The 12472-nt window shown below is 65.5% G+C and carries 12 protein-coding genes; 4 read left to right on the top strand and 8 right to left on the bottom strand.

The features are described from left to right. Positions 1–28: 28 nt before the first annotated feature. A complete protein-coding gene (locus tag FFS21_RS14850; RefSeq protein ID WP_137925551.1) occupies positions 29–970 on the bottom strand; it encodes a GlxA family transcriptional regulator in 942 nt (313 codons plus the stop codon). 146 nt (positions 971–1116) lie between these two features. Here FFS21_RS14850 and FFS21_RS14845 point away from each other — a divergent pair, with 146 nt between their 5' ends. Next, on the top strand, positions 1117–1923 hold the full coding sequence (locus FFS21_RS14845; RefSeq protein ID WP_137925550.1) for an SDR family NAD(P)-dependent oxidoreductase: 807 nt from the start codon (positions 1117–1119) through the stop codon (positions 1921–1923). Positions 1924–2002: 79 nt separating this feature from the next. On the opposite strand, the gene FFS21_RS14840 is transcribed toward FFS21_RS14845, so the two are convergent. Then, on the bottom strand, positions 2003–2644 hold the full coding sequence (locus FFS21_RS14840; protein WP_137925549.1) for an FMN-binding negative transcriptional regulator: 642 nt from the start codon (positions 2642–2644) through the stop codon (positions 2003–2005). A 176-nt stretch (positions 2645–2820) separates the two neighbouring features. Between FFS21_RS14840 and FFS21_RS14835 the strand changes: the two genes are divergently transcribed. Next, positions 2821–3414 (top strand): histidine phosphatase family protein, encoded by a 594-nt coding sequence (locus tag FFS21_RS14835; RefSeq protein ID WP_137925548.1) that lies wholly within the window; start codon positions 2821–2823, stop codon positions 3412–3414. A gap of 15 nt (positions 3415–3429) precedes the next feature. On the opposite strand, the gene FFS21_RS14830 is transcribed toward FFS21_RS14835, so the two are convergent. Beyond that, positions 3430–4425: a LacI family DNA-binding transcriptional regulator gene (locus tag FFS21_RS14830; RefSeq protein WP_137925547.1), complete on the bottom strand. Its 996-nt coding sequence runs from the start codon at positions 4423–4425 to the stop codon at positions 3430–3432. 353 nt (positions 4426–4778) lie between these two features. On the opposite strand from FFS21_RS14830, the gene FFS21_RS14825 reads away from it, so the two are divergent. Together FFS21_RS14825 and FFS21_RS14820 are read left to right on the top strand one after the other, a co-directional pair. After that, positions 4779–5915 (top strand): L-talarate/galactarate dehydratase, encoded by a 1137-nt coding sequence (locus tag FFS21_RS14825; protein WP_137925546.1) that lies wholly within the window; start codon positions 4779–4781, stop codon positions 5913–5915. 26 nt (positions 5916–5941) lie between these two features. Next, positions 5942–6898 (top strand): Bug family tripartite tricarboxylate transporter substrate binding protein, encoded by a 957-nt coding sequence (locus FFS21_RS14820; protein WP_137925545.1) that lies wholly within the window; start codon positions 5942–5944, stop codon positions 6896–6898. Here the strand turns inward: FFS21_RS14820 and FFS21_RS14815 are convergent. The 5 genes from FFS21_RS14815 to FFS21_RS14795 are packed head-to-tail and all read right to left on the bottom strand — an operon-like array spanning position 6885 to position 12465. Next, entirely contained in the window at positions 6885–8270 is a 1386-nt protein-coding gene (locus FFS21_RS14815) for a BatD family protein (RefSeq protein WP_137925544.1), read from the bottom strand. The two genes, FFS21_RS14820 and FFS21_RS14815, sit on opposite strands and share 14 nt — an antisense overlap. Then, a complete protein-coding gene (locus FFS21_RS14810; RefSeq protein WP_137925590.1) occupies positions 8270–9928 on the bottom strand; it encodes a VWA domain-containing protein in 1659 nt (552 codons plus the stop codon). Before FFS21_RS14810 ends, FFS21_RS14815 begins: the two co-directional genes overlap by 1 nt. Next, complete coding sequence (locus FFS21_RS14805) at positions 9928–10926, bottom strand: vWA domain-containing protein (RefSeq protein ID WP_137925543.1); 999 nt, start codon at positions 10924–10926, stop codon at positions 9928–9930. The genes FFS21_RS14810 and FFS21_RS14805 overlap by 1 nt, the downstream gene beginning before the upstream one ends. Further along, complete coding sequence (locus FFS21_RS14800) at positions 10913–11437, bottom strand: DUF4381 domain-containing protein (RefSeq protein ID WP_137925542.1); 525 nt, start codon at positions 11435–11437, stop codon at positions 10913–10915. The genes FFS21_RS14805 and FFS21_RS14800 overlap by 14 nt, the downstream gene beginning before the upstream one ends. Then, positions 11434–12465 (bottom strand): DUF58 domain-containing protein, encoded by a 1032-nt coding sequence (locus FFS21_RS14795; RefSeq protein ID WP_137925541.1) that lies wholly within the window; start codon positions 12463–12465, stop codon positions 11434–11436. Before FFS21_RS14795 ends, FFS21_RS14800 begins: the two co-directional genes overlap by 4 nt. Positions 12466–12472 lie beyond the last annotated feature (7 nt).

The following is a 12472-nucleotide window of genomic DNA, read 5'->3' as shown; positions in this document are numbered from 1 at the left end:
TACATACGTAGAAAAAAGCGCGCGGTGCTCAGCCGCGCGCTTCCCGCCTTACTGCCTGCGGCGGCAAGCCGAATCCGCGCACGAATGCTTCGCGCAGGTGTCGGCGATCCCGGAAGCCGGTTTCCTTTGCCACCACGTCCAGTGGATGACGACTCTGCTCGATCATCAGCCGCGCCGCCTCCAGCCGCAGTTTTTCGATAGCCTTGGCGGGCGGCTGTCCTGTCTCGGCCGTAAACACGCGGCTGAACTGGCGTGGACTCAGATGCACCGATTCGGCCAGATCCTCCACAGTCAATGGCCGATGCAGGTTCTTGCGCGCGAATTCGAGCGCACTCTGGATACGGTCGGACTTCGGCGCAAGCTCCAGCAACTCCGAGTGCTGCGACTGCCCGCCTGACCGGCGCTGGTACATCACCAGCTTGTGCGCCACCGAGCGCGCCATCTCGGCACCGAAATCCTTCTCCACCATCGCCAGTGCCAGATCCAGACCGGCGGTCATCCCGGCCGAGGTCCAGATCGGCCCATCGACGATGTGGATGCGGTCCTCCTCCACGCGAACGTCGGGGTGCAGCCGCTGCAAATCGCGCGCAAAGGCCCAATGCGTGGTGGCACGGCGTCCAGCCAGAAGGCCGGATTCCGCCAGCACGAACGCGCCCGTGCAGATCGACGCCACACGACGCGCCTTGCCCGCCACCTTCCCCACGAACTCGCGCATCGGCTCGGTACTCTGGGTGGCAACGGGATCGCCCACACCGGCCACGATCCAGGTGTCCACGGCCAGGCGCATGCTGGCGGGCCGCGTCTCCACGGCCATGCCCAGCGATGACCGCAACATGCCGCCCTGCATCGAGTAGTTCTCGATCCGGTACACCGGCTCGCCAAGCGACAAATTGGTGTACTCGAAGACGGCTTGCGCGGCCAGCGTCATGACCTGGAAGCCATCCGGTAACAGAAATCCAACGCGATGCATGACGAGCCTCCAGAGCGCCAAAGATCGGCAATGACCGAAAACATGACTATATACGTCATTTCGGTCACGCGCTTCCCGCCCTACCATGCTTCACATGGATGCCACGCATCCGAACCACCTGAAACCCCAAGCATGGAGTCTCGATCATGACGCAGCAAACCAGCACGCAACACCTGGGCACCGCACTTGTTACCGGCGCATCGTCGGGCATCGGCGCCATCTACGCCGACCGACTTGCCCGCCGCGGCTATGACCTGATCCTGGTGGCCCGCAGCCGCGACAAGCTCGACGCCCTCGCACGCCGCATTTCCGACGAGACCGGCCGCGCCGTGGAAGTGCTGCCCGCCGACCTCAACGACCGCGCCTCGCTTGCCACCGTCGAAGACAAGCTGCGTACCGACGCCAGCATCACGCTGCTCGTCAACAATGCCGGCATCGGCACACATACGCCGTTGCTTGACAGCGACGTGGAACAGATGACGCGCATGATCGAACTGAACGTGACGGCGTTGACGCGCCTGACCTACGCCGCCGCGCCGGGCTTCGTCGCACGCGGCAAGGGCGCGTTCATCAACATCGCGTCGATTGTCGGCATCGCGCCGGAAGTCTTGAACGGCGTCTATGGTGCGAGCAAGGCGTACGTCCAGGCATTCAGCCAGTCACTGCATCACGAACTCGCCAGCAAGGGTGTGCGCGTGCAGGCCGTGCTGCCGGGCGCAACGGCGACGGACTTCTGGGAAACCGGCGGCCTGCCGGTGGAACACCTCGACCAATCAATCGTGATGCCTGCGGCCGATATGGTAGATGCGGCGCTGGTTGGCTTCGAACGTGGTGAACTCATCACGATCCCGTCGCTGCACGCGATCGAGCACTGGCAAGCTTATGAGGCAGCGCGTCAGGCAATGTCCGGGGTGCTGTCGCAAAACACCCCGGCGCCGCGCTACCTCGCGTGAACCTCGCCGGCATACGGCTCAACTGCTTGACGCCGATGATCGCCTCTCCCGCTTGCGGGAGAGGCGATCATCGCAACCCTTACTCCCGCTCCTTCCCCTCCGCCCTCTCCAGCATCGCTTCACCAATCTCCGTTTTGCCCAGCGCCACCAGCGCCTCGCCCGGCCCGCGGATATCCCTTGCCTCCTTGTGCTGACCAAGCTTGGATTTGCCTTCCATCCGCGTGATCTCGATTTCGATGCCGACGATGGACTTGACCATCGTGTCGATGAAATCGCTCGGGGCGTCCGACATGCGCCACGGTTTTGGCTGCGTCGCTTCGTGAGTACGGGTCAGTCGCGCCACCACGCCGCGCACGTGGCGTTCGTCGTCGTGGATCGTGATGCGGCCATGGGCATGGACGACCTGGTAGTTCCAGGTGGGCACCTGCTTATGTGCCTCGTGCTTGCTCGGATACCAGTTGGGCGAGATATAGGCGTCGCCGGCGCGAAAGATCACCAGGACCTCGGCGCCGTTCGTCACGTCCTGCCAGACCGGATTGGCGCGCGCCACGTGGGCCTTGAGCAGGCCGTGGGTGCCATGGCTGGGTTCAAGTTCGAACGGGATGTGGTTCGCGTCGAGACCACCCTTGCCGTGGGTGACCAGCGTGCCGAACGGATGGCTGGCGATCAGCGCGTGCATCGCCTCGAGCGTGGGGATTTCAAAATGGGCGGGGATATACATGACGAATGGCGGGTCGTGGCCTGTGTGTTCTCGGGGACAGGAGACATTCTGCAAGCAAACTGGCATGTCGCACAGGGCCAGTTTGTGGCAGTTTTGCCGGACCACTTCCTCCCACCCTGGTCGCCATCCGGCCCCATCGCCTATCTTGAAAGACACCCCCGCGATGGAGCCGCCCCATGCCGACCCGCCGCCACTTCGTTTGCGCCCTGCCCGCTGCGTGGCTGTCGCTGACTATCTCGCCGGTCCGCGCGCAGACCACGGCTTTGTCGGCGGCACTGGGAAAGCCAGACACCGTGCTGGTCCTGCGCCACGCCCGCGCACCGGGTGTCGGCGATCCTGATCAGTTCAAGCTGGGCGACTGCGCGACGCAGCGCAATCTCGACGCGCAGGGGCGCAGCCAGGCCAGGCTGTCTGGCGAGCGCCTGAAATCGGCAAGATTCCGGCCCACGCTAGTCGCCAGCAGCGCGTGGTGCCGCTGTCAGGACACCGCACGGCTGATGGACCTCGGCCCGGTACACACCGAGCCGCTTCTGAACTCGTTTTTCAATGCCGACCGCGCCACGCGCGATGCGCAGATGCAAAAGCTGTCGCGCTACGTCGATGGACTCGATCCGCGCGGCGGACCCTACCTGTTCGTCACGCATCAGGTGGTCATCACCGCCCTCACGCGGCACGACGCCGAGAGCGCCGGGGGCGTGTTGATCGAACTGCCATCCAAAGGCGGCGCACGAAAGGCCACGGTGTTTCCCGCGCTCACATCGGGTTCGTGAAACGCATCGCCGCCGTCAGGTCGACTCCCGCTCCACAATCCTGAATCCCACATCCACCACGGGTGTGGCCACCGTCTCTCCACGGCAGCGCGTCAGCACCAGATTCGCCGCAAGCTGGCCGATGGCCGCGCCGTCGATCTGCACGGTGGTGAGCGCTGGCGCCATGTCCGCCGCAAAATCGGCATCGCCGAAACCACAGATTGCAAGGTCTTGCGGCACACGCATGCCGCGTGCGCGGGCTTCTTCCATCACGCCTTGCGCGAGTTGGTCGGAGCTGCAGAAGACCGCTTCGATCCTTGGGTCCTGTGCCAGCAGTTCGCGCAGCGCCTGGCGCCCCAGTCCGAGACTGCTGGGCGATGGCACTCGCACGGTGGGCACATCATGGCCGAGCGTCGAGACAAAGCCTTCGCGGCGCACGGCCGCGCGATGATCGTCGCCAGTGGCAATGCCGAAGCGCCGCCACCCCTTCCCCAGAAAATAGCCAGCCACCGCACTGCCCACCTTGAGATGCGAAAAGCCCACGGCCATATCCACGGGCCGATCGCTCAGGTCCCAGGTCTCGACCACGGGAATACCGGAACGCCGCAGCAGGTCGCGCGATGTCTGCGAATGCACCAGGCCCGTCACCACAATGCCATCGGGTCGTCGGCTGATCATGGTGCCCAGCAGCGCTTCCTCGCGCGCATGGTCGTATCCCGTCTGGCCCAGGATCAACTGATAGCCAGCCGTATCGAGCGCATCGGTCAGCGCCTTGACCGTGGGAATGAACTGCGCCACGGCGATGTTGGGGACGAGCGCCGCCACGGTCAGGCTGCGGCGGGACTTCAGGCCACCCGCCAGCAGATTGGGGATGTAGCCGGTTGCCGCCACTGCTTCCTGCACGCGGGCGATGGTCTTGGCCGACACCAATCCGGGATTGCTGAGCGCGCGTGACGCGGTGATCAGCGAGACCCCGGCCTCGCGTGCCACGTCGTGCAGCGTGACGGACTTGCCGCTGGATGTTTCAGACATGCCTGTTCAGCGGGTCTTCCGACCCGGTTTGCGCGCCACTTCCAATCCGGGCGTCGCGGGTAAACGATGAGGCCAAGTGCCGCGATAGCGATTGACCGATGAAAATGACAACGTTAGCATTCTCCGGACCTGCTGTCTTCCCGGTATGGGATCTGAATGGCAGATCGAGAGATTTACCGTATTTTGTGCGCTGCACCAGCACCCAAACGCCACCGAGTCGCCACACACGAAACGGCGGCGCCGCAGTATAGCAACGCACACTGGCCGATTTCCGGCCCTTTTTTGACAACGATGTCATACGATGTCGGAAGTCTCAGACATCGCGCTGATTGATTACAGGAAGCAGATATCCCATGACCGCATTGCCCGCCGCCGACGCCATCACATCCATTCGCCTGTCGTCCTGCTACCTGCCGCTGGCCACGCCGATCAGCGATGCCAAGGTGCTGACGGGCCGTCAGAAGCCGATGACCGAGGTAGCCATTCTCTTCGCCGAGATCCGCACGGCGAATGGCCATGAGGGGCTGGGCTTCAGCTATTCCAAGCGTGCCGGTGGCCCGGGCCAGTTCGCGCATGCGCGCGAGATTGCTCCGACGCTGATTGGCGAAGACCCGAGCGATATTGCCAAGCTCTGGGACAAGCTGTGCTGGGCTGGCGCCTCGGTGGGCCGTAGCGGACTCTCCACGCAGGCCATCGGCGCGTTCGACGTGGCGTTGTGGGATCTCAAGGCCAAGCGCGCGGGCCTGTCGCTGGCCAAGCTGCTGGGTTCGCACCGCGATTCCGTGCGGTGCTACAACACCTCGGGCGGCTTCCTGCACACGCCGCTCGATCAATTGCTGGTCAACGCCGCGGCGTCCGTGGAGCGTGGCATCGGCGGTATCAAGCTCAAGGTCGGCCAGCCCGATGGAAAGATCGATATCCAGCGCGTGTCCGCCGTGCGCGAGAAGCTTGGCGATGCGGTGCCGCTGATGGTCGATGCCAACCAGCAATGGGATCGTCCCACCGCGCAGCGCATGTGCCGCACCTTTGAAGCATTCAATCTCGTCTGGATCGAGGAACCGCTCGACGCCTACGACCATGAAGGCCATGCCGCCCTCGCCCAGCAGTTCGACACGCCGATCGCCACGGGCGAGATGCTGACGAGCGCCGCCGAGCACTGGGACCTGATCCGCCATCGCGCCGCCGACTACCTCATGCCCGACGCGCCGCGCGTGGGCGGCATCACGCCGTTCCTGAAGGTCTGCGCACTGGCCGACCACGCGGGCCTGATGATCGCACCCCACTTCGCCATGGAACTGCACGTCCATCTGGCCGCAGCCTATCCGCGCGAGCCTTGGGTCGAGCACTTCGACTGGCTGGAACCGCTGTTCAACGAGCGCCTCGAGATCGGCAATGGCCGGATCAAGGTGCCCACCCGCCCCGGCCTGGGGCTGACTGTCAGCGAACAGGCCCGCGCCTGGACGCGCGAGCAGGCCGAGTTCAACGCATAAGCCAACACCACAAGAGGAGACAACCCATGAAGAAACTTCTGGTATCGCTGCTGCTGGGCGCCACAATGGCCGGCGCCCACGCCGCATGGCCCGAGAAGCCGGTCACGATGATCGTCCCGTTCCCGCCGGGGGGTTCCACCGACAACGTCGCGCGCATCCTGAGCGCGAAGTTCCAGCAGACGTTCGGCGGCAGCTTCGTGGTGGACAACCGCCCCGGCGCAGCCGGCATGATCGGTGCCGCCGCCGCCAAGCGCGCGCCGGCCGACGGTTACACGCTGTTCGTCTCGTCGCTGGGCCCGTTCGTGATCGGTCCGCACCTGACCAAGACCGCTGGCTACGATCCGACCAAGGATTTCGATTACATCAGCGTGGCTGTGCAAGCGCCCAACGTCCTGGCCGTGCCCGTGGCATCGCCACACAAGTCCCTGCAGGACGTGATCAATTTCGAGAAGGCCAATCCGGGCAAGATGACCTTCGCCTCGGCTGGCAATGGCACCAGCGATCATCTGACCGCCGAACTGTTCTGGCAGCAGACCAATACCACCGGCACCCATGTGCCGTACAAGGGCGGCGCACCGGCGCTGAACGACCTGCTCGGCGGCCAAGTGGATGCCACCTTCATGAACATCAACACGGCCGTGCCGCATCTGAAAGGCGGCAAGTTGCGCGCGCTGGCCATCACCAGCAGCAAGCGCTCCCCGATCCTGCCGGATGTGCCCACCATGGAAGAACTCGGCTACAAGGGCGTGACCGTTTACTCGTGGCAAGCCATCGCCGCTCCCAAGGGCCTGCCCGCCGATATCAAGGCCAAGCTGCACAGCGCCACAGTGGCTGCGTTGAACGATCCGGCGGTCAAGCCCAAGCTGCTCGAACTGGGCTTTGAAGTGGTGGCCAACACGCCGGAGCAGTTCACGGCGTTCCAGGCGTCGGAGTTCGCGCGCTGGAAGAAGGTGATCCAGACCGGCAACATCACGGCGGATTGATTGGTTGATGGATTGACGCCGCTGGATTGAGCGGCGGCAACGCGGACGCGGCTGGCGGATGCCGACGCGTCTGCGGCGTTGCGGCATGGCGCTGCAACGCCTCCGCCAGTGGCTTGCCATTCCACACATCTGATTCGGACCTCGCGCCGTACAGGTGTCGCTGAAGTGCTGTCACCGTCTCCATGAGCGAGGCATCGCCCGTCGAGGCTGCCCAGACGTCGAGCGGCATGCCATGTGCCGCACGGGTCCAATCACCGAGTGCCAGATAGGCCGCTGCTGCATCGCTTGCCGCACAGGCCCTTAGCACCGAAGCCAGCCGAAACTCGGCACTTTCTGCGCGACGGCGCGAACGTTCGGCCTGCCACTGGCGCCATCGCGCCAGCATCGGACGACCATGCCGATACGCCAGCATGGCCACCATCGCGGCCAACAGCACACACACGCATCCAATCACGATTCGCCAGAACGAGCCGCCTTCGCCCAGCCACCCGAAAGCGGAGCCATCCGGCGCCAGCGCTCCGTCCGCGTGCCCCGACGATACCTCCACCTTGATGGCCGCCGCTTGCGAAGTCGCGGGGCGGCCCGTGGCCGGGTCCAGCCAATCGACCGTCACGGGTGGCAGCACATAGCTGCCGGTGCGTTCGAAGACATAGGTGATGGTGTCCACGCGCGTACCGCCCGGACCCGCCGTGGTTCTGGCGTTGTCCGATAGGCGCGGATCGGCCTGAAAAACGCGCACACCCGATGGCGCCGGCGCATGCGGCGGCTGGATCAGCATCGCCTGCGTCTGTGGCGCGAAGGTCGTGACGGTACGCACCAGCGCATCGCCCTTGCGCAGGGCCACCGAGCCCTTGTCGAGCGCGTGGTCCAGTGCCTGCGTCACCACCAGCCGTGATACCGGGACCAGCGGCTGCTTCGGCCCGACTGCGTTCACAGTGCCGCCAGCGCCCGCGCGTATGCGGGTTGGCGGAAAGCTGACGCTGCCTTCGCGCGGTGCGCCGTTGTCGTCCGCATAGGTGAACTGCACCGTCGTGGCTGGCAGCTCGAAATCGCCATCCTGTTCGGCCGTGAATGCGTAGGACTTGCGGATGCCCGCATAGGCCACACCGTTGATGGTTTCCGTGCTGTTCAGCGCGCGCTCGTCGGGCATCGTGACCACCGCGCCTGGCACCTGCAACACCGGGAAGGCCGGCGCCGACATGAAGAAGTTGGGCGCGAGGATGGTGACATCGATGCTGACCTGCTGGCCCACGCGCACGGGTTGCTGCGCGCCGACCTCGACGCGGATGATGGGTTCGGCAGCGGCAAGCGCCACGATGGGCAGCAGGCATGCGATCACGATCAGGAGCAGCGCGGCGAGATGTCGTTGCATCACGGTTTCGGCTCAGGGGCGGGCTGCCCGCGTTGCAAGGCGAACTTGCGTTGCAGCAGATCAGTCGGCGTGACCTGGATGGCGCGCATCCACATTTCGGCGTCCTGCGCCGGGCCAATGCGCATGGACTTTCCACCGTGCTGCGGCGGAGGCTTCTCGGCATCGAGCTTGACCGCATCCGGCGGGATGTCGGGGGGTTCCTCCTGATCGTCGGGATCGGGCTTGTCCTTTGGTTTCTGCTGATTCAGCAGCGTCTCCATCAGCGCCAGATTGGCTGTGGCAGCCGGCCACTGGGGCTGGCGTTTGAGCGCCTGTCGATAACGCGCCGCCGCCTGTGCGTACTGACCCAGCCGTGCGAGCGCATTGCCCTGGTTGTATAGGGCTTGCGGAGAATCGACCCGTGCAAAGCTCTGCACCGCCTCAGCGTATTGGCCGGCGCGGTACTGGGCGATGCCACGCCACATGGCATCGTCGAACAGCTTCGCAGCGTGCGCGAAATCGCCTCGCTCGAAGGCCAGGCGGCCTTGCTGATCGTGCGTGAGCCACAGGTCTGCGAAATGCCACTGGCGCCTGGCTTCGGCAGCCTCTTGCGCGTGGAGGCCCTGCTGCGGCGCAGCCAGTACAACGGCGAGAAGCAACCCGGTGATCCAGCGGACAGTCCAGCCTTTGCGGAACCAGAGCATCGCCAGCAGCGTGATCGGCAGCATCAGCCACCAGCCCTCATCGGCCCAGCGCGTACGGTCGCCAGCCTGCACACGCTCCAGATGCGCCACCACATGGCGCTGTACCCAGGCCACGTCATCGTCGCTGCCCGGTGTAAACGTGGCCACGGGTATCCCGCTGTCATCGCCGAAGCGCTTGAACGCCGCCACGTCCAGCCGTGCGAACATCGGCGCGCCATCCTGTTCGACAACACTCCCCTCGCCTCCCCCGACATTGCGCAGCGGGCCGCCCTGCTCCGTGCCGATGGCCAGCAACACCGGCTGGCTGCGACCGCTGCCGGCCTGCGCACGGAAGGCTGACGCAGCGGCAGGGTCCACCTGATCGGTGATGAAGAGGATGGTCCCAGGCACGGGTTCGCGCGCCAGATCGGCGTCGATGGTGCGCAGCGCCTGAGCCATGTCTCGTCCCGGCACTGGCATGATGCGGGTCTGCAAGGCATCCACAAAGGTCTGCAGCAGTTGGGCATCGTCCGTCAGCGGAAGCACCAGATGCGTCGAACCCGCGTATGCATAGAGCGACGTACGGCCACCGTCACGGCGCTTGAGCAGCGCCTTGATCTTGAGTTTGGTGCGCTCCAGCCGCGTAGGCGTTACGTCCTCGGCATCCATGCTGCGCGACAGGTCCACGGCAATCGCCAGCGGCGCGCGATCATCAAGGAACGGCGGCCTTTCCTGCTTCCAGCTCGGGCCCGCCAACGCCACCGCGCCAAGCACGAGCAGTAGCGCAACGAGATGCACGGGCCGCCATGTCACCCGGTGACGCTCGCCGATCATCAGGGCATCGAGCAGGTGCGGCGCGATGGTCTTGCGCCAGCGCCTGCGCACATCGCCACGACGTTGCACCGTCCACACCAGCAGCACGGCGGGTACGCACACCAGCAGCCACCAGGGACGCAGGAAATGAAAGTGCGAGAGCGTATCGAGCATGGCTGGCATCATTCCAGCGCGCGACGCGGGCGCGATGCCCACATCGAGTATCCGAACATCAGCGCCTGATAGAGCAGCACCAGCGCCAGCGCGCCGCCCAGCGGCCACATGAACAGTTCGCGTCGCGGGCGCCATGACAGCGTTTTCTGCCGATGCGGCGTGATTTGATCGAGCGTTGCATAGATGGTCTCCAGCGCCGCCTGATCGGCACCGAAGAAATACCGCCCGCCCGTCTGCGCGGCCACGCGCTGCAACACGCCGAGATCGACCTTTTCCTCGCCAGTCGCATTGGGGTCGCCAATGCCGATGGTATGCACCACCACCTTGCGTGCTTTCGCGATATCCCCGGCGCGCTCCGGCGGCATGCGGCTGGCGGTGTCGTTGCCATCGGTCAGCACGATCAGCACTTTTTCAGGGGCGTCGCTGTGCTCGAACATCTTGATGCCCAGCCCGATGGCGTCGCCCAGTGCGGTGCTTGGTCCCGCCATGCCCGGCAGCAGATCACCGATCAGCGTCTGCACCAGCCGGTGGTCCATCGTGAACGGCGCCAAGGGATATGGCGCGTCACCAAACACGATCAGGCCGATGCGGTCACCGGGCCGCCTGCTCACGAATCCGCTCACCACTTGCCGCACCGCCGCCACGCGCGGAATCAGCGCTCCGGACGGATCACGAAAATCCTTCGTATCCATGGATTGCGAGAGATCCAGCGCGATCAGCAAATCGCGCGCCGGCTGCACCTTCTCGATGGGCGCCTCCAGAAACTGCGGCCGGGCCAATGCGGTAATGACCAGCACCCACGCCATCGGCGCCAGCACCCATTGCAGCCGGTTGCGACGCGGCACCACCGCGCCACTGGCGGGGGTCAGGCCGGCGGCACGCGCCACCTCGCCAAAGAACGGCAGGCGCACCGACGGGCTTTCCTCGCGATACGGCGGCAGCCACCACCACAGCAGCCATGGCAGCGGCAGCAGGACAAATGCCCACGGATAGTCAAACTGGTACATGGTGTTCCGCAATCCAGCGTCGGCACGCGCCAGCCACGGCCTGCACTTGGGCGACGGGCCACTGCGCGAGCACGGTGTCATCGCGATACTCCGCGTCGTGGACCAACGCCGAAAGCACTGGCACCGCGTCCTTCGCCGATCCGGCGTGCGCCTGCAGGAATGCCACCCAACTCGTTCCGATCAAACTGGCCACCTCCGTGCGGGGCCACGCGGCCAATGCCGTGCGCTTGAGCAATGCCGCCATGTGCCGCAACGTAGCGGCCTGCATGGCGGGATCGAGCGTGCCCAGCTCGGCCAGTGCCTCGCGGCGATAGCGATTGGCGCGATAGCGTCGCCACGCCCGCCAAGCCATCCACGCCAGCAGCAACAGCAGCAACAGCAGCAAGACACCCACAATCGGCCAACCGATGGTCTGCGGCATCCACGATGGCGGCGGCGGCGTGACCACATCGGCCAACGTCGCAAGGGTCGGCACTTCCGCGCCATCCGCCGTGCTGTGCGTGAGACTCATCGCGCCACTCCCATGCGTTGCCGTGCTGGCGCCTGCTGCAGCGGGCGGCCCAGCAGACGCCGCAGTTGCAGCGCGGTCTCCTCGGCAGCCGAGAGCGGCAACAGCGGCACGCCGATGGCGTGGTGCCAGTCGAGCAGCGCCCTGGCATGTTCATCGACGAATCCCGCAATGCTGCGTCGCGTAGCGGCATGGCCGAAGCCCAGTTCCACCTGCAATTCTCCGTCGCTGACCACCAGTTGGCCCGAGGCCGGCAACTCGCTCAGGAACGGATCGTGAATCAGGATGGTCAGCAAGTCGTTGTGCGCGGCCATTTGCAGCATCAGGTCACGCGTGCGGGCATCGTGGCCGTCGAAATCGCTGATGACGATGATCAGCCAGTCGTGGCGCGCCATGCTGACGGCGCGTTCCAGCGCCGCATTGAGTTGCGCTGCCGAGCGCCCTGCCCGGGCATCGGCGCGCAACAACTGGTTAAAGCGCGCGATGCCGCCCAGCAATTGCTGAACGGCATCGCGGCTGCGGCGCGGCACGAATACCTCGGCCCCCTCGTCGCCGAACACGATGCCGCCCACGCGGTCGCCCTCGGCCAGCACGCGCCACGCGGCAAGCGCCGCTGCTTCGGCTGCGCTGACAGATTTCATCGCCCGCCGGCTGCCAAAGAACATGTTGATGCGCTGGTCCACCACCAACAGCACCGGGCGATCCTTCTCCTCGGTGTAGACACGCACATGCGGCTGGCCGGTGCGCGCGGTCACGCGCCAGTCCATGCTGCGGATATCGTCACCGGGCAGGTAGAGGCGCAATTCCTCGAAGCTCAGGCCACGTCCCCGCACCTTGGACGCGTGACGCCCGGCCAGCACGCTGTGGCCGGGCTGGCGCGACTGAAAATGGAAGTCTCGCGCCGCAGCTTCCAGCGCCGCAAGCGCAGCCACGTCCACGCTGACACCGGCTGCGGGCTGGGATACCTGCGAGACCTCGCCATGCCTGGCGGCGGGCGCGGCGCGGGCGATGGCACGGAAAGGCAAGCGCATCGGCATC

It is taken from the genome of Cupriavidus sp. 2SB (assembly GCF_005503625.1).
Lineage (GTDB): Bacteria > Pseudomonadota > Gammaproteobacteria > Burkholderiales > Burkholderiaceae > Cupriavidus.
This window is presented reverse-complemented; position numbering and strand designations above follow the sequence as displayed.